Annotated in this window: 22 protein-coding genes; 12 read left to right on the top strand and 10 right to left on the bottom strand. The window is 55.7% G+C overall.

All coding sequences use genetic code 11. The features are described 5' to 3' along the window. Nucleotides 1-3: 3 nt before the first annotated feature. Genes mlaD through NYR02_RS14875 form a run of 3 tightly spaced genes read right to left on the bottom strand, consistent with a single transcriptional unit; the run spans nucleotide 4 to nucleotide 2,074 of the window. Complete coding sequence (mlaD, locus tag NYR02_RS14885; protein ID WP_260977143.1) at nucleotides 4-465, bottom strand: outer membrane lipid asymmetry maintenance protein MlaD; 462 nt, start codon at nucleotides 463-465, stop codon at nucleotides 4-6. A 2-nt stretch (nucleotides 466-467) separates the two neighbouring features. After that, nucleotides 468-1,262 (bottom strand): lipid asymmetry maintenance ABC transporter permease subunit MlaE, encoded by a 795-nt coding sequence (mlaE, locus tag NYR02_RS14880; RefSeq protein ID WP_260977142.1) that lies wholly within the window; start codon nucleotides 1,260-1,262, stop codon nucleotides 468-470. Beyond that, nucleotides 1,262-2,074: an ABC transporter ATP-binding protein gene (locus NYR02_RS14875; protein WP_260977141.1), complete on the bottom strand. Its 813-nt coding sequence runs from the start codon at nucleotides 2,072-2,074 to the stop codon at nucleotides 1,262-1,264. Before NYR02_RS14875 ends, mlaE begins: the two co-directional genes overlap by 1 nt. Nucleotides 2,075-2,258: 184 nt before the next feature. Here NYR02_RS14875 and NYR02_RS14870 point away from each other — a divergent pair, with 184 nt between their 5' ends. From NYR02_RS14870 to yjgA, 12 genes are all read left to right on the top strand, one after another. After that, a complete protein-coding gene (locus NYR02_RS14870) occupies nucleotides 2,259-3,221 on the top strand; it encodes a calcium/sodium antiporter (protein WP_260977140.1) in 963 nt (320 codons plus the stop codon). Continuing rightward, nucleotides 3,218-4,192 (top strand): KpsF/GutQ family sugar-phosphate isomerase, encoded by a 975-nt coding sequence (locus NYR02_RS14865; protein ID WP_260977139.1) that lies wholly within the window; start codon nucleotides 3,218-3,220, stop codon nucleotides 4,190-4,192. Before NYR02_RS14870 ends, NYR02_RS14865 begins: the two co-directional genes overlap by 4 nt. After that, the gene (gene lptC / locus NYR02_RS14860; RefSeq protein ID WP_260977138.1) at nucleotides 4,192-4,755 is read left to right on the top strand and encodes an LPS export ABC transporter periplasmic protein LptC; all 564 of its coding nucleotides are present in this window, start codon (nucleotides 4,192-4,194) and stop codon (nucleotides 4,753-4,755) included. The genes NYR02_RS14865 and lptC overlap by 1 nt, the downstream gene beginning before the upstream one ends. After that, nucleotides 4,742-5,371: a lipopolysaccharide transport periplasmic protein LptA gene (gene lptA / locus NYR02_RS14855; protein ID WP_260977137.1), complete on the top strand. Its 630-nt coding sequence runs from the start codon at nucleotides 4,742-4,744 to the stop codon at nucleotides 5,369-5,371. The genes lptC and lptA overlap by 14 nt, the downstream gene beginning before the upstream one ends. Then, complete coding sequence (gene lptB / locus NYR02_RS14850) at nucleotides 5,368-6,093, top strand: LPS export ABC transporter ATP-binding protein (protein WP_260977136.1); 726 nt, start codon at nucleotides 5,368-5,370, stop codon at nucleotides 6,091-6,093. Before lptA ends, lptB begins: the two co-directional genes overlap by 4 nt. A gap of 128 nt (nucleotides 6,094-6,221) precedes the next feature. Continuing rightward, entirely contained in the window at nucleotides 6,222-7,721 is a 1,500-nt protein-coding gene (locus NYR02_RS14845) for an RNA polymerase factor sigma-54 (protein WP_260977135.1), read from the top strand. A gap of 31 nt (nucleotides 7,722-7,752) precedes the next feature. After that, nucleotides 7,753-8,055, top strand: a complete 303-nt coding sequence (hpf, locus tag NYR02_RS14840; RefSeq protein WP_260977134.1) for a ribosome hibernation-promoting factor, HPF/YfiA family — start codon at nucleotides 7,753-7,755, stop codon at nucleotides 8,053-8,055. A 3-nt stretch (nucleotides 8,056-8,058) separates the two neighbouring features. Then, nucleotides 8,059-8,517, top strand: a complete 459-nt coding sequence (gene ptsN / locus NYR02_RS14835) for a PTS IIA-like nitrogen regulatory protein PtsN (RefSeq protein ID WP_260977133.1) — start codon at nucleotides 8,059-8,061, stop codon at nucleotides 8,515-8,517. Nucleotides 8,518-8,571: 54 nt separating this feature from the next. After that, nucleotides 8,572-9,444 carry an RNase adapter RapZ gene (rapZ, locus tag NYR02_RS14830; RefSeq protein ID WP_260977132.1) on the top strand — a complete coding sequence of 291 codons (873 nt, stop codon included), beginning with the start codon at nucleotides 8,572-8,574 and terminating at the stop codon, nucleotides 9,442-9,444. Between the two features lie 5 nt (nucleotides 9,445-9,449). Beyond that, nucleotides 9,450-9,719, top strand: coding sequence for an HPr family phosphocarrier protein (locus NYR02_RS14825; protein WP_260977131.1), 270 nt, complete (start codon nucleotides 9,450-9,452; stop codon nucleotides 9,717-9,719). 108 nt (nucleotides 9,720-9,827) lie between these two features. Then, complete coding sequence (gene mgtE, locus NYR02_RS14820; RefSeq protein ID WP_260977130.1) at nucleotides 9,828-11,183, top strand: magnesium transporter; 1,356 nt, start codon at nucleotides 9,828-9,830, stop codon at nucleotides 11,181-11,183. Nucleotides 11,184-11,203: 20 nt separating this feature from the next. Next, nucleotides 11,204-11,716: a ribosome biogenesis factor YjgA gene (gene yjgA, locus NYR02_RS14815; RefSeq protein WP_260977129.1), complete on the top strand. Its 513-nt coding sequence runs from the start codon at nucleotides 11,204-11,206 to the stop codon at nucleotides 11,714-11,716. Nucleotides 11,717-11,727: 11 nt separating this feature from the next. Here yjgA and NYR02_RS14810 read toward each other — a convergent pair whose 3' ends face one another. The 7 genes from NYR02_RS14810 to NYR02_RS14780 all read right to left on the bottom strand — a co-directional run bounded on the left by NYR02_RS14810 (nucleotide 11,728) and on the right by NYR02_RS14780 (nucleotide 21,179). Further along, complete coding sequence (locus NYR02_RS14810) at nucleotides 11,728-12,525, bottom strand: carbon-nitrogen hydrolase family protein (protein ID WP_260977128.1); 798 nt, start codon at nucleotides 12,523-12,525, stop codon at nucleotides 11,728-11,730. Then, a complete protein-coding gene (locus tag NYR02_RS14805) occupies nucleotides 12,525-16,565 on the bottom strand; it encodes a YhdP family protein (protein WP_260977127.1) in 4,041 nt (1,346 codons plus the stop codon). Before NYR02_RS14805 ends, NYR02_RS14810 begins: the two co-directional genes overlap by 1 nt. Before the next feature lie 8 nt (nucleotides 16,566-16,573). Then, a complete protein-coding gene (gene rng / locus NYR02_RS14800; protein WP_260977126.1) occupies nucleotides 16,574-18,025 on the bottom strand; it encodes a ribonuclease G in 1,452 nt (483 codons plus the stop codon). Between the two features lie 4 nt (nucleotides 18,026-18,029). Continuing rightward, nucleotides 18,030-18,623, bottom strand: a complete 594-nt coding sequence (locus NYR02_RS14795; RefSeq protein WP_260977125.1) for a Maf family protein — start codon at nucleotides 18,621-18,623, stop codon at nucleotides 18,030-18,032. Further along, complete coding sequence (gene mreD, locus NYR02_RS14790; RefSeq protein WP_260977124.1) at nucleotides 18,620-19,099, bottom strand: rod shape-determining protein MreD; 480 nt, start codon at nucleotides 19,097-19,099, stop codon at nucleotides 18,620-18,622. The genes NYR02_RS14795 and mreD overlap by 4 nt, the downstream gene beginning before the upstream one ends. Continuing rightward, nucleotides 19,096-19,941, bottom strand: coding sequence for a rod shape-determining protein MreC (gene mreC / locus NYR02_RS14785; protein WP_260977123.1), 846 nt, complete (start codon nucleotides 19,939-19,941; stop codon nucleotides 19,096-19,098). Before mreC ends, mreD begins: the two co-directional genes overlap by 4 nt. A gap of 200 nt (nucleotides 19,942-20,141) precedes the next feature. Further along, complete coding sequence (locus tag NYR02_RS14780) at nucleotides 20,142-21,179, bottom strand: rod shape-determining protein (protein WP_260977122.1); 1,038 nt, start codon at nucleotides 21,177-21,179, stop codon at nucleotides 20,142-20,144. Nucleotides 21,180-21,275: the final 96 nt, after the last annotated feature.

Below are 21,275 nucleotides of genomic sequence, written 5' to 3'. Positions count from 1 at the left end.
CCCTTAACCTTCTTCTGCCTTATTAAACAGGAAGCGTCCTATCAGTTCTTCCAGCACCAGCGCAGACTGAGTGTCTTCAATCCAGTCGCCGGTTTGCAGATAGTCATCTTCGGCGCCGACGGTCAGGCCGATGTATTTCTCACCCAGCAGGCCCGCGGTCAGAATGGCCGCCGAAGTGTCTTTGGTAAGAGTGCTCATGGATTTACTGATTTCCATTTCCACCACGGCGGAATACCACTCCGGATCGAGATAGACCTTGGTCACGCGGCCGATGGTAACGCCGGACATTGATACTTTGGCGCGCTCGGTCAGACCGCCCAGATTCTCAAAGCGGGCTTTGATGGTGTAAGTGTCACCAGCATCCTGCAGTGATAAACCACTGACGCGGAACGCCATCAGCACCAGAGCGACAACGCCCATCACCATAAAGGCTCCGACCGTAATTTCGATATAACGCATGCGCATGATTAAACGCCTCCCAGCATGACGGCTGTCAAAACAAAATCCAGTCCCAGCACCGCCAGTGAAGAAATCACCACCGTCTGAGTCGTTGCTTTACCGATACCTTCCGAAGTCGGCACCGAATCATAACCCTGATACACCGCGATCCAGGTCACTACCACACCGAATGCCATCGATTTGATAATGCCCTTTACCACGTCTTCATAAAACTCTACCGAAGCCTGCATGTTGCCCCAGTAAGCGCCATCGTCGATACCCAGCATATCGACGGCGACAAAGGCTCCGCCCCAGATACCGACGGTGGAAAACAACAACGCCAGAATCGGCATCGAAATAATACCGGCCCACAGACGCGGTGTTATTACCCGCTTAAACGGATCGACACCCATCATTTCCATCGCGGATAACTGCTCAGTGGCTTTCATCAGACCGATTTCGGCAGTTAATGCCGAGCCGGCACGACCGGCAAACAGTAACGCGGTGACCACCGGGCCCAATTCCCGCAACAACGTCAGCGATACCATGGTGCCGAGTGCCGCTTCGGAACCGAAATCGATCAGGATGTTATAGCCCTGCAATCCCAGCACCATGCCGACGAAGAAACCGGCCACCACAATAATAATGAGAGAGCGCACGCCTACGGAGTAAATCTGTTTGAGCAGATCATGAAAGCCCGCACTGCCCGGCCCGCCCCACAACAGCGAATTTTTCAGCAGCAGCGTGCCACGGCCAATGGCCTCAATCACACTGGTGCCTGTGCGGCCAACGGCTTGTATTTTGTCCATTAATTTGGCCAGCATTAATTCACTCCTGCCAGAATATCTGCGCGGTAATCATCAGCCGGATAATGGAAAGGCACCGGACCATCAGGCTCGCCCCGCAGGAACTGCCGGACTTCATCGTTACCTTCGTTCATTAATTCTTCCGGCGTACCAAAACCAATCACCCGGCCATCGGACAACAGGCAGAGGTAATCGGCAATAGCGCAGGATTCTTCGACATCGTGGGACACCAGCAGGCTGGTCAGTCCCAGCGCTTCATTAAGACCACGGATCAGTTTAACGATCATGCCCATGGAGATCGGATCGAGGCCGGTAAACGGCTCGTCGTACATAATAATTTCCGGGTCCATGGCAATAGAGCGCGCCAGAGCGACCCGTCTGGCCATGCCGCCGGACAGTTCGGCCGGAGAAAGATGTCGCGCACCGCGCAGACCAACCGCCTCGAGCTTCATCAGCACCAGATCGCGGATCATGGATTCCGGTAAGTCGGTGTGAACACGCAGCGGAAAGGCCACGTTATCGAAAACATTAAGGTCGGTGAACAGTGCACCGGTCTGAAACAACATGCCCATTTTTTTACGGCGCAGATCAAACAGATCTTTGCGCGATAAATCCGGTACGTTGTGCCCGTCGACCATAATAGAGCCGCTGTCGGGTAACAGCTGGCCACCGATAAGACGTAACAGTGTGGTTTTACCGGTTCCGCTCGGTCCCATAATGGCCGTCACTTTGCCACGCGGAAAATCCACATCCATATTATTGTAAATCAGCCGCTCACCACGGCTGAAGCTCATTCCACGAACAGAGACGTAGGGCTGACTGACGGACATGAATGTCGTCCTTTTAACTCGGTACGGATAGTCGGGCTAGCATAGCGGAATGTCCGGGTGGAACCAACGGCTGTAAACTATTGTAATGAGCTCCGAATAAAACGCTGAGTTGCAATTGCGTGCAGAATTACCTTGGGTACAATGACGCGCTGAATTTTCTGCTGCTAATTAACCCTGGTGCCCCATGCTCACAGCCTATGCTGCCGTTATTGCTGGTCTTATTATTTTGGTATGGAGTGCTGACAAGTTTGTTATTGGCGCTGCTGCTTCCGCCCGCCGCCTTGGCATGTCTCCGCTGGTTGTAGGCCTGACCATTGTTGCCATGGGCACCTCCGCACCGGAGATGTTCGTATCGGCCGTAGCCTCCCTCGACGGCGCCGGCAACCTGGCCATTGGTAACGCCCTCGGCTCCAACATCACTAACATTGCCCTGGTACTGGGTATCACCGCTCTCATCAGCCCGATCCCGCTGCAAAAGAAGCTGCTGAAAAAAGAACTGCCGTTGCTCATCCTGATCAGCATTATTGGTGGCCTGACACTGGCCGACCTTGAACTGAACATGACCGATGCCATCATTTTATTTGGTTCAATGGCGGTCGCGCTGTATCTGATGTTTCTTGATACCAGCGAATCCGGTGAAGCCATTGTTGATGAAGACGAAGCCGCCGAAATCGAAAACACCCCCATGCGCATCGCACTGTTCTGGCTGGTAGCCGGACTGGTCGCACTGATGTTCAGCTCCAAGCTACTGGTCTGGGGTGCAACCGAAATTGCCCGCGCTTATGGTGTCAGCGATTTAATCATCGGCCTGACCATCGTTGCCATCGGCACCAGCTTGCCCGAATTGGCGGCCTCGGTTGCCAGTGCACTCAAAGGCCACCACGACATTGCCATCGGCAACGTTATTGGCTCCAACATTTTCAACCTGCTCACCGTTATGCCGATTCCTGGTTTACTGGCTGTGACCGTGGTTGATCCACTGGCGCTGTACCGCGACTACGCGGTTATGATGGCGCTGACCCTCGCCCTGTTGGTTCTGTTTTTAATCAGTTATCGTAAGGGCTATCTTGGACGTTTCGCCGGTCTGTTCCTGACCACCAGCTACGCTGGCTATCTGGCATCTCTGTTTTTTATGGCTAACTCATGACCACTGATATGAATTTTGATTTTCTGCAATCTGCCCGCCGCACCATTAAACTGGAGCAGGAGGCCATTGCTCAGCTGGAAGGTCGCCTGACCGATGATTTTGCCACCGCCTGCCAGTTAATTCTGAACTGCAAAGGGCGCGTTGTAGTCACCGGCATGGGCAAGTCCGGTCATATTGGCAACAAGATGGCGGCGACACTGGCCAGCACCGGCACCCCGGCTTTTTTTGTACACCCGGGTGAAGCCAGCCACGGCGATATGGGCATGATTCAGCCTTCTGATGTTGTGATTGCCCTGTCTAATTCCGGCGAAACCGGCGAAGTAACCAGCCTGCTGCCACTGCTGAAACGCCTCGGCACCGCGCTGATCAGCATGACCGGCAATCCGGAATCCACCCTCGGCCGTGCCGCAAATGCGCACCTGAATACCGGAGTGAATCAGGAAGCCTGTCCGCTGAACCTGGCACCAACCTCCTCCACCACCTGTGCTCTGGTCATGGGGGATGCACTGGCCGTTGCGCTGCTGGAAGCCCGTGGCTTTACCGCCGAAGATTTCGCTTTCTCCCATCCGGGCGGCTCACTTGGCCGTCGTCTGCTGCTTAAAGTAGAAGACATCATGCACGGTGGCAGCCAGATTCCGGTAGTAACGTCTGCGGCAACGCTGTCAGAAGCACTGTTGGTGGTAACGTCCAAAGGCCTGGGCATGACCACAGTGCAGGACAACGGCAAGCTGAGCGGTATTTTCACCGATGGCGATTTACGCCGCGCGATTGATAACGGTGTCGACATCCACACCGCCACCATGGCCGATGTTATGACCGTCGGCGGTAAAACCACCACGCCGGGCACCCTTGCGGCCGAAGCGCTGAAGCTGATGGAAGACAACAAAATCAACGCCCTGGTGGTTAAAGATGGCGACCAAACCGTTGGCGTAATCAATATGCATGATCTGTTACGCGCAGGCGTTATCTGATGCGCAAGCGCTATCTGCTGCTGCTGCTGACCCTGTTTTTTGGTCTGGCCCTGCTGGCAGTCGATCGCTACACCCAGGAACAGGCTCCTGCCCTGAGCGAACAACAGAACCATGAGCCGGATTACTATGGTGAAGGTCTGTATAACCGCCAGTACGACAACAGTGGCAAGCTGCAACAAACCTTTGTTGCCGCCCGCTCAACGCATTATCCGCAAACCAAAAGTACCTTATTTGCCGAGCCACTGCTGATGTCCGCCGATGATGAAGGCCAGACCTGGCAGGTGAATGCCCTCGAAGGAACGATGCTGGATGACGAACAATCGCTGCGTCTTGTTGGTCAGGTAGAAATCCGTCCGCTGAACCCCACCCAACCCAGCGACGACATACTGGTTGAGACCAGCACACTGACCTATCACAGCCGCCAGCAGCTGGCCGAAACCGACCAGCCGGTAATCATTACCAGCCCCCAAACCCGTATTAACGCAACCGGTATGACACTGGATATCGCGCGCCAGCGCATGGAATTCAAATCACAGGTGGATACCCGCTATGTTCCGCAATAATCACCGCCTTCTGGCCAGCTTGTTTCTCCTGTGCAGTGTGCCCGTCGCGCAGGCCCTGCCCGACGACTGGCAACAGGAGATGACCATTCTTTCTGAACGCGCCGAACTTGACCGCAAAGCGGGCGTGGTGATCTACGAAGGCAATGTTGTTCTGACTCAGGGCACGCTGCGCATTGAATCAGACCGCTTACTGATTATCCGCACCAACGACACGCTGGAAGAAGCCGTTGCCGAAGGCAGCACAGACAATCCGGCGCGCTATCAGCAACAGGTTAATGCCGGCAAACCGCTGACCAAAGCCCATGGCACGCGCATTCATTACTTTGCCCAGCAGCGTGAAATCAAAGTTCAGGGTAACGCCCAGCTGCAACAGGATGGCAACCAATTCAGCGGCGAGAACATTCTCTACGACATGACCAAAGAAACGGTCACGGCCAGTGGCGGTACGAATACCACCGGTCAGCCTGCTGGCGACGGCGAGAAGCAACGCATCAAAGTGGTTATCCAGCCGCAGGCTCCTGCCCAAGAGTCACAGCCACCGGCCACCGGCAACGCGGCCAATAACGGCACTGACAACAGTACATTTAACGATACTCCTGCGCAGGAACAGCCATGAAAACGCTGAAAGCCGAAAACCTGGCAAAAAGCTATAACGGCCGGGAAGTCGTTAAAGATGTCTCTATGTCGGTGCACAGCGGCCAGATTGTCGGTTTACTCGGCCCTAACGGTGCCGGTAAAACCACCTGTTTTTATATGATTGTGAATCTGGTGCAGGCCGACAAAGGCCGTATCAAAATCGATGACGAAGATATCAGCCATCTGCCGATGCACGGCCGGGCGCAAAAGGGCATTGGCTACCTGCCGCAGGAAGCCTCCATTTTCCGCAAATTGAGTGTCGCCGATAATATCCTCGCCATTCTGGAAACGCGCAAAGACCTCAACCGCGCGCAGCGTCTGGAAAAGCTGGAAGATCTGCTCAATGAGTTTCATATTCAGCACATCCGCAGCAGCCTGGGCATGTCGCTGTCTGGTGGTGAGCGCCGCCGCGTAGAGATTGCCCGCGCACTGGCCGCAGAGCCGTCGTTTATTCTGCTCGATGAGCCCTTCGCCGGGGTTGACCCAATTTCTGTAGCTGACATCATGGACATCATCCGCCAGCTTAAAGCGCGGGGAATTGGCGTACTGATTACCGACCACAACGTACGTGAAACTCTGGCTATCTGTGAGAAAGCCTATATTGTCGGAGGCGGCCACATTATTGCCGAAGGCACCCCCGAGCAGGTACTCGCCAGCGAGCAGGTACGTAAAGTGTATCTGGGCGAGGATTTCCGCCTGTGATGGCGACCCTGGCAGCCAGGACGCTGCTGATGATTCAGCGCAAAGGAATATGCACAAAAGATTCCAAGGTTTACCGCTTGGCGTATAATGCACAGACTATGCCGATACTGAGTGATTACTGAACTTTTATGAAAGCGTCTCTTCAGTTAAAGATGGGTCAGCACCTGACCATGACCCCTCAGTTGCAACAAGCCATCCGCCTGCTTCAGCTGTCCACCCTTGATCTGCAGCAGGAGATTCAGGAAGCCCTCGATTCCAACCCGATGCTCGAAGTGGAAGAGCACGAGCACGATGATCTGCCCGACCTGTCACGCAACAGCGATCACGACACCACCACCAGCAACGAAGTCAGCAGTCAGGATGACAGCCACAACGACACGCCGGAGCTGGACGAACAGTGGTCGCAAGAGCAATTACCTGACGACCTGCCCGTCGACAGTCAGTGGGAAGATACCTACCAGACCACCGCCAGCGTTGCCTCCGGCAGCAGCAGTAACGCCATCGACGACGATTTCGATTACGACTCGCGTCACGCCAGCACCGAAGATCTGCAGGATCATCTGCTGTGGCAACTGAACCTGACCCCCATGTCCGACACCGACCGTGAAATCGCCCTGATGCTGATCGACGGCGTCGATGACGACGGCTACCTGCACACCACTGTCGAAGACATTCTGGAAAGCATGGACCCCGCACTGGACGTCGAAGAAGACGAAGTGATGGCCGTACTGCATCGTCTGCAACAATTTGATCCGGCCGGTGCTTTTGCCCGCGACCTGCGTGAATGCCTGATGCTGCAATTACAGCAGCTGCCAGCCGAAACCCCGTGGCTGAGCGAAGCCAAAATGGTGATCCGCGATTATATCGAGCTGCTCGGCAGCAAAGATTACCCAACGCTGATGCGCAAAACCAAGTTGCGTGAAGATGACCTCAAAGCCGTCCTGCGTCTGATCAAAGAACTGAACCCTAAGCCGGGCTCCGGCATCAGCGCCGAACAGGCCGAATACGTGGTACCGGATGTTCTGGTGCGCAATATCCGCGACGAATGGCGGGTTGAGCTGAACCCCGATATTGCGCCAAAACTGCGCGTTAATGCCGATTACGCCTCACTGGTGCGCCGTTCTGATAACAGCACCGACAACGCCTTCTTGCGTGATCACCTGCAGGAAGCCCGCTGGTTTATCAAAAGCCTGCAAAGCCGTAATGAAACCCTGCTGAAAGTGGCCACCAAAATCGTTGAATATCAGATTGAGTTTTTCGAACAGGGCGAAGAGGCCATGAAGCCACTGGTTCTGCATGATATTGCCGAAGCCGTTGGCATGCACGAATCCACTATTTCCCGTGTGACGACGCAGAAATACATGCATACACCACGCGGAATCTTCGAACTGAAGTACTTTTTCTCCAGCCATGTCAGCACCGATGGCGGCGGCGAATGTTCCTCCACCGCAATCCGTGCCATGATTAAAAAACTGATTGCCGAAGAAAACACCCGCAAACCGCTGAGCGACAACAAAATCGCGGCGGTACTGGGGGATAAAGGCATTCAGGTGGCGCGGCGTACGGTGGCCAAATACCGTGAAGCCATGATGATTCCGCCATCGAATGAACGTAAACAATTGATTTGAAAAACAACAAGCCAGCAACAAGGAGTTGGACATGAAGATTAATATCAGCGGTCACCACGTTGACGTTACCGAATCTCTGCAAACTTACGTAGACGAAAAAATGTCCAAGCTGGGACGCCACTTTGACAACATTACCAACGGCCAGGTCACCCTGACCGTGATCAAAGAGCGCATGATTGCCGAAGCCACCATCCACGTCAGTGGTGCCGATCTGCATGCCAGCGCCGAAAACGACGATATGTACGCCGCTATTGATCAGATGACCGACAAACTCGACCGTCAGGTACTGAAACACAAAGAAAAACTGGTGGCGCGGCAACACGGACAAGGCTGATTAATGGACATTCGCATCGAGGATATCCTCACACCGGAACGCACTCTGATTGATGCCCCGGTTTCCAGTAAAAAGAAGTTGCTGGAGTACCTGGCAGGTTTTATCGCTGAGCAACTCAGCGATAGTTCCGCCGACGATATTTACGAGCGATTACTCAGCCGTGAACGCCTGGGCAGTACCGGGATTGGCGAAGGCATCGCCATTCCCCACTGCCGCCTGAAACAATGTGACCAGGCGATGGGCGTACTGCTGCGACTGATGGAACCTGTGGATTACGATGCCATCGACCGCCAGCCGGTCGATCTGGTCTTCGCCCTGCTGGTACCGGAAGAAGCCACCGAACAACATCTGCAGGTATTAGCGATGCTGGCGCGGAATTTCAGCGAGCCAGCCTACCGCGAAGCCCTGCGTAAAGCGCCGGATGCACAGCAATTTTATCAGCGGGCATTAAGCGAATACTGAACATAAGGCGGGTCTGATCAAGCTCAGGCAAACGCAACAACAGAGGAGCAAGGCATGCGTTTAGTCGTCATCAGCGGCCGCTCAGGCTCTGGTAAATCCAGTGCCTTGCACGTGCTGGAAGACCTTGGCTTCTATTGCATCGATAACCTGCCGGTTGCATTGCTGCCGGCACTGGCCCGTCAGACCGAAATCGAAGAAAAGCTGGCCAAGGTTGCGGTCAGCGTTGACGCCCGCAACCTGCCCCACGCATTCGATAACATCCATGACGTTCTGCATCAGTTACCCAGTGCAGAATATCAGCTCGACGTGGTGTATCTCGACGCCAGCGAAGAAGTGCTGTTGCAGCGCTTCAGCTCCACCCGGCGTAAGCACCCACTAACCAGTAAAAGCGTTTCCCTGGCCGAAGCCATCGATAAAGAGCGCCTGCTGCTGGAACCCATTGCCAACCTGGCCGACCTGACCCTGGATACCACCAACATGTCGGTGCATGAACTGCGCAGCCTGATCAAACTCCGGGTCGCAGATAAAACCAGCAACGATATCGCCATCCTGTTTGAATCCTTCGGTTTTAAACACGGCATTCCGATCGACGCCGATTACGTCTTCGACGTGCGCAACCTGCCCAACCCCTACTGGGACCCGGCCCTGCGGGGATTCACCGGACGCGATCAGCAGATCATCGACTTTCTCGGTAACGAGCCTCAGGTGCAGCACATGCAGCAGGATATCAGCGGCTTTATTCAGCGCTGGCTACCTGCGTTTGTCGATGCCAACCGCAGCTATATGACCATTGCCATCGGCTGTACCGGCGGCCAGCACCGTTCCGTTTACCTGTCCGAGCAACTTAAGGCAGAATTTTGTCATCATTACAGCAATGTTCAGGTTCGCCACCGCGAATTGGGCAGCGCCGACTCTCATCAGGATTGATACGGATGACCAGCATAGAAATCACCATCATTAATAAGCTTGGCCTGCACGCCCGCGCTGCCGCCAAGCTGGTGTCAACGGCCACGGCCTACTCTTGCCAGGTTAAAGTCGGCTATCCTGACCGCATGGTCGATGGCAAGAGCATTATGGCGGTTATGATGCTGGCCGCCAGCAAGGGCACCAACATCCACATCCACGCCGAAGGTCAGGATGCCGAACATGCGCTGGCGGCATTGACGGATCTGATTAACCGTCGTTTTGACGAAGAAGAATAACGCCGTAAAACAATCTTCTACGCGCAATTCTGCGAGTAGTTTCGTGGTATCAGAGGCCTAATCAGGCTAGAATCTGAGCATTCAACCATCCCCTGAACCGAGCGACGCATGGCACAGCAGACCGAAAAGGCTAAAGCCAAGTTACACAGCCTGACCGCCGCGCTGGAAAGTGGTGCGCTGGCGCAGGTGCGTCGCATCCTGAATTCAGGCCTGGCTCCGGTTGATATCGCCCACCTGATCGAATCCTCTCCGCCTAAAGCCCGTAAACTGCTGTGGGAACTGGTCGACAAGGAACTCGAAGGCGAGGTCATGCAGAACCTCAGTGAGGAGCTGCAAAGCCACTTTCTGAGTGACATGAGTGCCGAAGAAGTTGTCGATCTGACCGCTGACCTCGACACCGATGACGTGGCCGACATGCTGCAACAGCTGCCGGAACGCGTTACTCAGGAAGTTCTGGAGTCGATGGACCACCAGGACAGGGCCCGCCTCGAGGCGGTTCTGGGCTATCCGGAGGACAGTGCCGGTGGTCTGATGAACACCGATACCGTGACCATCCGTCCGGACATCACCCTTGAAGTGGTGCTGCGCTACCTGCGCCGCCACAAATCCCTGCCAGCCATGACCGATAACCTGTTGGTGGTTAACCGTCAGAACGAATTTATCGGTACGCTGGCCATCAGCAAACTGCTGGTCAGCGATCCGCAGCAAACCGTGCGTGAAGTCATGAGCACCGACGCGCGCGTCATTCAGGCAACCCAGCACGAAAGCGAAGTTGCCAAACTGTTCGAACGCCACGATCTGGTATCGGCGCCGGTGGTTGATGCCGCCGGTATGCTGCTTGGCCGTATCACCATCGATGACGTGGTAGACGTTATCCGCGAAACCGCGGACCACTCGCTGATGAGCATGGCCGGTCTGGATGACGAAGAAGATACCTTCGCCCCGACGCTGAAAACCAGCCGCCGCCGGGCGGTCTGGCTGGGCATTAACCTGCTCACCGCACTGGCCGCTTCGGCGGTTATCGGCCTGTTTGATAAAACCATCGAGCAGGTGGTTGCGCTGGCGGTCTTAATGCCGATTGTGGCCAGCATGGGCGGTATCGCCGGCAGCCAGGTGCTGACGCTGGTCATCCGAGGTCAGGCGCTGGGTCATCTCAGTGGCAGCAACTTCCGCTGGCTGTTTAACCGCGAAATCATGGTGGCCGCCATCAACGGCGTGCTCTGGGCGGTGGTAATCGCCCTGATTACCTATGCCTGGTTCCGCGATCCGGCCATTGCCATCATTATCGGCGCGGCCATTATCATTAATCTGATGGTGGCGGCGATGACCGGCGCCAGCCTGCCACTGCTGCTTAAAGCGCGCGGTATTGATCCCGCATTGGCCGGCAGCGTTGTGCTGACCACCGTCACCGACGTGATCGGCTTTCTATCTTTCCTGGGGTTAGCTACCCTGTTCTATCTGTAACCTGCATTAAAGTACCCCTGATGAACGAATCTGATTACCCGGACGACGAAATCGAATACGTCAGTAAGTCCGAAATGAAACGCGAAGCACACCGCTGGCAGGAGCTCGGCAAACGCCTGACCGAACTGAATGCCGCCAAATGGAAAGAGCTGCCAATCAGTGAAACCCTGTACAACGCGCTGGTTGAAAACGCCCGTCTGAAGCAGCACGAAGCCAAGCGTCGCCATATGCAATACATTGGCCGTCTGGTTGGCGATGAGAATATGGATGCAATCCAGGCCAAGCTGGATCTGTTCGATCCATCCAGCCAGGCTTATGGCCGTCGTATCCGCCAACAGGAAATGTGGCGTACCCGTCTGGTCAGCGATAACGATGGTTTGAATGCCTTTATTGAAGAGTTTCCGGCGGTTGATCGCCAGCAGCTGCGCAATCTGGTGCGTAATGCACAGAAAGAAATGAGCAGTGAGCCACCGAAACCCGGCACCTCATATAAGAAGCTGTTCCAGTTTATTAAGGAACAGATGGCCGACTAACTGCCATCCGATCAGAAACGCCGGTGCTGAGTCACCGGCATTTTTTTACGGACATCCGCCAGCTGCTGCAAATCGATCTGCGCCAGCGCCACACCCATCTCTTCCTCAAGCTCGGTCAACACCGTCCCCCAGGGATCAATAATCTGCGAATGCCCGAACGTGCGTCGCTTGTCGTCATGCCAACCACATTGATTGGCCGCCAGCACGTAACACTGGGTCTCAATCGCGCGGGCACGCAACAGCGTCTGCCAATGCGCTTCACCGGTGGTGTGAGTAAATGCCGCGGGAACAGAAATCAGTTCCGCGCCCTGATCGCGTAAACGCTGAAACAGGCCCGGAAAGCGCAGGTCGTAACAGATTACCAGCCCCAAACGGCCGGCCGGGGTATCCACCAGCACCACCTCATCACCGGGTGCAAAGCGTTCTGATTCACGGTAACTGCCGTGGGCATCGCCTACATCGACATCAAACAAATGAATCTTGTCGTAGCGCGCCACCTGATCGCCGTCATTGTTAAACACCAGACAAGCGGAGCGCACGCGCGGATCACCATCCGGGCAGGCCATCGGCACCGCCCCCGCCACCAGCCAGAGTTTCAGCTCCCGTGCCCAACCGGCCAGACGCCGCACATACTGCGGATCAGCGGCAATGGCGTTGTATTGTTTGCCATCCAGCGTCAGAAACATTTCCGGCAACAACGCCAGCACCGCACCCTGCGCCGCCGCTTGCTGCAACAGACCATACGCCTGCGCCAGATTGTGCTCTATCTGAGGCTGGCTGCTGAACTGAATAACGGCCACGGTTTTCATCAGTCGTCATCGCCTCCGCCAAAGATGTAGAAAATACTCTTGAAGCGTTCCAGCAAGCTACGGCTTTTCTTACCGTCGACCTTATCGTCAAAGGCCTGATTGATCTTCAGATCCGGTTTTTCCCAGGTCCCTTTCAGGTCGTAACTGGCGCTGGTAAAACGCGCCAATTCATCGCCAATCAGTTTTTCGGTGACGTAAATCGAGGCCGCCACCGGCGGAGCCAGACCGGCCAGCAAGGCGACCATCGGTAAGGTGCTGGATACCGGGAAGGTCACCGCCAGCTTCATGTCCAGCGTCTCGGTATTCAGATTCGTGCTACCTGAGGTCAGGAACTTACCGCCCGGCCCATCCATACTCAAAGGCTCGGTCAGGGTCAGTAAGCCATTGTCGATTCTGGCCTTTCCTTTGAGCGTGTCGAAGGCCACCCCGGACTGATACAGGTCGGAGAAATCCAGTTTCAGGCGGCGCGCAACCGAATTAAAGTTGAGCGCACCAAACGCTTTCAGCGCACCGGCGCCTTCCGCAGCCATGTTGCCATCCTTCACCCGCACACTGGCCAGACCATTGAGCGTCTGGCTGTTGTACGCCAGGGGCGATCCCTGCCAGCTCAGCTGCAGAGTTGAGCGCATGTCTTTGCCTTCAATCGCGGCCTCCTGACGGAAAGCTCGCTGTACCCGGCCGATGTCATTACTGCTGATCCGCAGCGTATCGAGACGGGTCTGATGCTGATCGTTTTGCTTCAGCCAGTACATATCACCGGTAAACACCATGCCTTTCATGTCGCTGTCATGCACGGTGACCTGCAAGCCTGAATCCTGCGGCCGGCTGCTGAGTTTCCAGCGCCCCAGATTGCGGTTACCGACGTAAAATTCACCCAACTCCATATCCATGGGCGGAAAGTCCGCCGGATTAATGGCCGCCAGCGGATCGGGCTTGAGTGCTTCAACGGTGATGTCATCAGGGCCCGTGCCAGCTTGCGAGTCATCCAGCTGCGCCAGACTACCCGGCTCTTCTTCAGCCTGTGGCAGGTGAATATAATCCAGCGTCAGCTGAATCGGCTCATTGCCCGGCAGCATGCGGATTTTGCCTTTCACCAGCGTACTGTCGAGATCAAAATCCCACTCATCCCACTGCTGTGTCGCTTTGATATGGGTTGGCCCCATGGCCGTGCCCCAGGCATCAATACCGCCTAATGTCAGGTCGATACTGCGTAGTGGATTGTTGCTGTGAGCGGTCGCAGGTGCGTTGTGTGTGGCCGTTTTCCCCGCGCTTTCAGCCGCCAGCAATGCCGACAGATGTTGCCAGCTGTCCCACCAATCGGCAGCGATGATGGATTCGCTCAACTGGCCGCGTACCACCACACCTTTATCACTCGGCAAGAAAGGCTCAGAACCGCCGAGATACACCTGACCGCGGTTCAGGCCTTCATCATCCAGAGCCAGTGCAGCGCGCAGCAGGTTGTCGTAATTGAGGTTAATACGGGTTTCTGTACCGGGCTCAATCCGCACCTGCACTGAGCGCGCCGCGGCATCGGCGGTTTTTCCCAGCGGATATGGCAGGTCAATGGCGGTACCCTGCAGATCAGAATCCAGGTTAAACACCACGCCCTGTGAGCCAACCGTTAAACGCGCCTTGTAATCCAGCACACCACTGACCGGATCCAGCAGAAACATAGGCATCCATTCTTTAAAGCCGCGCCACTGAGCATCGCCTACCGCACTCAGCACCATATCAAAACCGCCGGGACGGCCGACGGATTCGATACCGGCACTGAAATGGCCACCAAACAGATCGCCTTCGAGCCAGTCGGACAACATGCCGACCTGGCTGTTGTAACGCAACCGGCCTTTAACATTCGCCAGCTCCAGATTCAGATCATCAAGACGCAGCTGGTTATCACTCAGCTCCAGCTCCAGTTTGACTTCCGGCTGCGCATCCTCGACTCCCAAAGGCATTTCCAGCAGCAGGTTGCTGTTCATTGGGCCACTGCCCTGCCAATAATCAAAGGCGTTATTGACCACTTCCTGCAAGGGTGTTTCCGTGAAATAACGCAAGCCTTCGCTGCTGTCGCCGCGCAAACGACCTGCGACCGACAACGCGGTATGGCCATCATGACCGGGACGCAGACGCACACGGCCAGAATGCGGCACCAGCTCACCACCCAGTGTCCGCCCCTGTTCCAGCCAGACGTCCAGCGCCGGTGCATCCATCATCAAACGGCCTTTGATGGCGGTCATGGCGGGCCAGTCAGGCATGTATTTCAACTCGGCATCTTCTACTTCCAGATACAACTGAGTGGTCAGGCTGTTGTCCGGGTGATCCTCCTGCAGGCTACCGTGCAGCAGAAAAGCCGCATCGCGGAAATCACCGCTGACGATCGACTGGTCAAGCCAGTCGCGTACGGCCGGATCAAGAATATCCGGCACCAGCTGCCCGCGCAGACTGGCGGGAGCCTGTGGCAGACCGAACATCAGGCTCAGGGTGGGCTCGGTAGCGCTGTGACTGCGCGGCAGGTTAATCGCCAGCTCGCCACTGACAGGCCAGGCCGTTGGCGACCCCTGTTCAGAGTCAGCCTCTTGCAGCCCGGCCTTCAAACCGCGTAATTGCAACTGGTAAAAATCCGGTGTAATCGCCCAATAGAAGCGGGCTGACAGGTTCTGCAACGTCCATGGACGGTTATAGACATCCGCCAGATGCACGCCCAGATCATCCTGCTCTACCTGCAACAAACCGCCCTGAGGCTGCAGATGCAACGTACCACTGACATCGCTGAAACCGGGGATGCCGTGATAAGCCGCGCTGCTGGCGTTGACCACATCCGCCCGCACATCGACCTGCCAGGGCTCGCCCGGCAGCAGCGATATACGCAGATTGCGTGCTTCACCACGGCCATCGGTGCCTGCGACATACTCATCGAACGGCTCGGGCAGCAATTGATGATCAAGAATAAAGCGCCGCGCCGCGGCCACACCGAGAACCGGCACACCGATCTGCCAGCCCTTCTGCTGCGGCAGGCTGATAGCACTCAGGCTCAGGCTGTCGATGGGCAGTGCCTGGTCAAAGCGCGGTAACACACGCAGGTGCCAGTCATCGCCATTATGCTCACCACCGACTTTCAGACTGCCGCCGCTCAGCGCCAGCGGCTGACCGGCGGTATTCAGGGTAAATTCAGGGATATCGGCATCAATGTACAAGGCGTTCAGATCACCATCGCGAATGCTGAGCCAGGCTTCAGCGCCCGCGCTAAAACGCTCAATGCTCAGACCGCCGGGTAACTGATCGGGAATCCAGCGCGTCCACTCCTGATTATCAATGCGCAGGAACACTTCGCCGTTCTGCCGGTGCCAGGGCCAGAGATCGCCATCAACCGAGGCCATCAGTTTGATATTCGCCAACTGCTCACGGCCCCAGGCCAGGTTGCCGTCCAACTCATGACTGTCGCCACGGTTACGCCATACCAGCCGGTCAATCTGCACATCTTCGCGCGTCATCTGTGGATCGAAACTGGTGATCTGCCAATCGGTAAAGATGATGGCCTGTTGCAGCTCCAGCCAGTTCAGCCAGAGCGGATTACTGGAGGCGGCAATTTTCACCTGGTCGGCAGCCCCAGGCTGACGCTTAATACCACTCAGATCGACCAACCAGGAACGGCCAATCGACCAGTGTGTCTGATCACGCTGGTAAAGGTCGGCGCGCACACCCTGAATTTCGATGCGCTTGAACACCGGCAAGCGATAAAAAGCACTGGCACTGACATCCAGCTCGGCTTCCATGCGCTCAATATGAATGCCGTCAGCCAGCAGTCCGATCTGCACATCCTGCATACGCACCAGCGGCGACAGCACATTCCAGTCACCCTGCAGCTGGCCAATAGAGACCGGCTGACCCAGTTGCCGGGTCAGCTCGTGCTCAAGATCAATGCGGTAGGTTTCCACCAGCGGAATCAGTTGGCGACCCAAACTGGTATACAGCGCCAGGGTCACCGCAGCGACCACCAGGGTTATCCAGATTTGTGTCCAGAACTCACGCAGCCAAATCATAACAATGCCTATTGCAGGACGATGTCGTAATGATCCTGGGTATATAACGGCTCGACCTGCAGCTTAATGGCCTTACCGATAAATGCTTCCAGATCGGCCAGGCCGTTGCTGTCTTCATCCAACAAGCGGTCCACCACCTGCTGGCTGGCCAGCACAGAATAGGTTCCGGCCCCGTAGGCACGCTCTTCGCGCAGGATTTCGCGGAAGATTTCATAGCAGATGGTTTCGGCGGTTTTAACTGACCCGCGTCCGCCACAGCAGCGACAGGGTTCCATTAACATTTGTTCAAGGCTTTCACGGGTACGCTTGCGCGTCATTTCGACCAGCCCCAGCTCGGATACGCCACTGATTTTGGTTTTGGCATGGTCTTTTTCCAGCACTTTTTCCAGCATGCGCAGCACCTGGCGCTGATGCTCGGTTTCCACCATGTCGATAAAATCGAGAATGATGATGCCACCCAGATTACGCAGACGCAGCTGACGGCCAATGGCGGTCGCGGCTTCGAGATTGGTTTTGAAAATGGTTTCTTCGAGATTACGTCGACCAACAAAACCGCCGGTATTCACGTCGATGGTGGTCATCGCTTCGGTTTGATCAATCACCAGATAACCGCCGGATTTCAGCGGCACTTTGCGTTCCAGTGCGCGCTGGATTTCGTCTTCAACACTGTACAGTTCGAATAACGGACGCGGTCCGGGGTAGTAATCAATACGGTCGGCCACCTCCGGCACATACTGCTGCACAAACTGCTCGATTTTCTGGAAGGTCTCACGCGAGTCGATCAGGATTTTCGTCACTTCCGGGCGTGAGTAATCACGCAGCGTACGCAACGATAAGGGCAGCTCGTCGTACACCAGGCTCGGCGATTTATTATCTTTGATACGCTCTTCCAGCTTGCGCCATAAGCGACGCAGATAACGGGTATCGGACAGAATTTCGTCATCGCCCACACCTTCAGCCGCGGTGCGCAGAATAAAGCCCGCTTCGCCGGTCAGACCTTCGGCTTCCATACAGTTGTTGACCAACTGCTTCAGACGTTCACGTTCACCGTCGTCATCAATGCGCTGCGATACACCAACATGACCAGCACCGGGCATGTACACCAGATAACGTGACGGTATGGCGAGTTGCGTGGTCAGACGGGCACCTTTGGTGCCAATCGGATCCTTGGTGACCTGCACCACCAGCGCCTGGCCTTCGTGCACCAGCTGGCTGATCGGGGCATTGCCATCACCACTGCCAATTTCGGCAGCATGAATAAACGCGGCACGCTCCAGTCCGATGTCGACAAACGCGGCCTGCATTCCCGGCAGCACACGCACGACTTTGCCTTTATAAATATTGCCGACCAGGCCACGGTGATTGGTGCGTTCGAGGAAAATTTCCTGTACTACGCCGTTCTCGACCACCGCTACCCGCGTTTCCGTCGGGGTAACGTTCATCAGAATTTCTGCATTCACAGGCTTAATCCTTGTCCCAGATGGGAATATTAAATTCTTGCAGCATGGCCGCTGTTTCCGTTAGCGGCAGACCGACCACGTTGCTGTAACTGCCGTCAATGGCGTCCACCAGCACAGCGCCCAGCCCTTGTATTCCATAAGCTCCGGCTTTATCAGCGGGCTCGCCCGTGGCGACGTAGGCTGCAATCTGCGCCGCCGTTAACGCGGCAAAATGCACCTGGGTAATCACCGTTTGCTGCCGCTGCTGATCGTCCCGCACCAGGGCAACCGCCGTCATGACCTGATGGCAGCGGCCAGCCAGCGTGGTCAATATGCGCCGGGCATCGGCATCGTTTTCCGGCTTGCCCAGAATTTCATTATCCAGCACCACCGTGGTGTCAGAACCCAGAACGACACAACCGGGATTATTTGCCGCTACCTTCTGCGCCTTGCCCAACGCCAGTCGCGCAACGTAAGCGGCCGGGGTTTCTGCGCTGAGCGGGGTTTCGTCGATATCGGCGACTTCAACCCGGAACTTCACGCCAATCTGCTGCAGCAACTCGCGCCGCCGTGGTGACGCAGATGCCAGAATCAACTGACCGCAATCATTCAGGCTCATGACAAATGCAGACGCGCCAGCGCCATGTGCGTCAAGGCATAAACCCAGGGCCAGACCAGCGCCGAGGTCAGTGCCGGAGTCCAGAGCGATACCGGCACCATATTTTCACTGACCAGCGCCACCGCCCAGTAACTCAGCAACTGCTGCAGCACCACCAGCAAAAACACCACGGCGGTCTGCTGCAGAAAATTAAACATCGCCATACGCCGGTACAGCAGCTGCAGTACAAAAATATGCACAGCCAAAGTGAGTACGTGCATACCAAGCAACGAATTGTGTTCCACGTCCAGCATGAGCCCCAGCGGTATCGCCAGCCACAAACCAAAGGTATGCGGAGCGTGCATCACCAGCAGCGTCACCAGCAGCAGCACCCAGGCGGGCTGCAGCCACAGCAGAATATCGGGCATGGGTAAATGCTCCAGCACAAACGCCAGAAACAAACCAACGGCCACCAGAATAACTGCACGGATATTCATTCCTGACTCTGCCATAAATCGCCCGGTGGAACCTGACCGGAACCATGACTGAACACCAGCAATAAATGACGACTGCGATCCAGATGAGCACTTGGCTCTGCGGTGACCGCAGCAAACGATTTACCGGGGATGTTTTCTACTTTATTCACGGTCGCCACCGGATAGCCGCGAGGATAGCGGCCGCCCAGGCCGGAGCTGACCAACAGATCGCCTTTAACAATATCGGCAGTATTGGGGACATAAATCAGTTCGAGCTCATCCAGCGCACCGGTACCCACAGCAATCGCGCGCACCCCATTACGGTTTACCTGCACCGGAATGGCGTGGTTGGAATCGGCAATCATCAATACCCGCGCACTGTATGGCATAACATCAATCACCTGGCCGAGAAGACCATAGGCATCCAGCACCGGCTGGCCAATAAATACGCCGTCTTCGCCGCCTTTATTAATCAGAATCTGCTGACTGAACGGGTCGGGGTCCACGGCCACCACCGCGGTAACCAATACACGATCATCGACCTGCTCAGACGCGCTGAGTAATTCACGCAGCTCAATATTTTCGGCCTCCAGCGCCGCCAGACGCTGGGCTCGCAACTCCAGCACCAGATTACGCGCAATCAGCTGTTTATTTTCACTGGTTAATTCCTGACGGCTGGCCGAGGACTCGCCAAACCAATTGCCCAGCGCCGAAGGCACCAACGCCATCTGCTGCGCCGGAGCCAGTACATAGCCGGTCATATAACGAACGGACTGCAACCAGGGGGCGTGACTGTCCAGCCACATCAACACCAGTGCCAGCACAACAATCCCTGAAACCCGTTGCCGCTGGTAGGTCGGCACCTGAAACTGCGACTTAATAACGTTCTGCCTGAATAAAAATGGAAGTGACTAACTATACCGCCAAGGACAAAGAGGAACCAGCACCCACAGGCAGGAAGAGAATGCACGAACGGATCACAGACCTGCGTTTTAGCAAAATGTTCCGGCATAAAAAAACGGAGCCGAAGCTCCGCTTTTATGTTTGCCGAAACGCGTACCGATTAATCCAGTACCAACATTTCCAGCTGCTGTTCTGTTGCCGTTTCGAGGAATTTACCACCACCACGAGCCACACAGGTCAGCGGATCTTCAGCCACAATCACCGGCAAACCCGTTTCTTCGCTTAACAGTTTGTCGAGGTCACGCAACAATGCGCCACCACCGGTCAGTACCATACCGCGCTCAGCAACGTCGGAAGCCAGTTCTGGTGGAGACTGCTCCAGCGCCCCTTTAACGGCCTGCACGATGGCGGCCAGAGATTCCTGCAGCGCTTCGAGAATTTCGTTGGAGTTCAGGGTAAAGCTGCGCGGAATACCTTCTGCCAGGTTACGGCCACGTACGTCAATCTCGCGTACTTCACCGCCCGGATAGGCCGTGCCGATTTCCTGCTTAATGCGTTCTGCGGTTGCTTCGCCAATCAGGCTGCCGTAGTTACGACGGATATAAGCCACGATGGCTTCGTCGAAACGATCACCGCCCACTTTGACGGACTCAGCATAAACCACGCCACTGAGAGAGATAATGGCGATTTCGGTAGTACCACCACCGATATCCACCACCATAGAACCGCGCGCTTCATCAACCGGCAGGCCGGCACCGATGGCTGCCGCCATTGGCTCGTGAATCAGATAAGCACGACGTGCACCGGCACCCAGTACCGAATCGCGGATCGCTTTGCGCTCAACTTTGGTTGCCTGATACGGAACACACACCACTACGCGCGGGCTGGGTGTCATAAAGCTGCTCTGGTGTACTTGCTTAATAAAGTACTGCAGCATTTTTTCGGTGACTTCAAAGTCGGCAATCACACCGTCTTTCATTGGCCGGATGGCCTGAATATTCCCTGGCGTACGTCCCAGCATACGTTTTGCTTCGGTACCTACCGCTGCCACACTTTTCTGATGACCCTGCAGACGGATAGCAACCACGGATGGTTCATTGAGGACAATGCCTTGATCACGCATGTAAATCAGAGTGTTAGCAGTTCCCAGGTCGATCGACAGATCGCTGGAAAACAGGCCTCTTAACTTCTTAAACATCCAATAGATTCCTGTTCACAGGTGGCAAAATTGTGGGTAACTCTAGCAATGGTGGGGATTTAGGGCAAGGCGCATTTATGCTACGCTCGGCAGCTT

It is taken from the genome of Thalassolituus pacificus, assembly GCF_025318105.1.
GTDB lineage: Bacteria > Pseudomonadota > Gammaproteobacteria > Pseudomonadales > Oceanobacteraceae > Venatoribacter > Venatoribacter pacificus.
The sequence above is the reverse complement of the archived record's forward strand: the minus strand, read 5'-3'. Positions and strand labels throughout refer to the sequence as shown.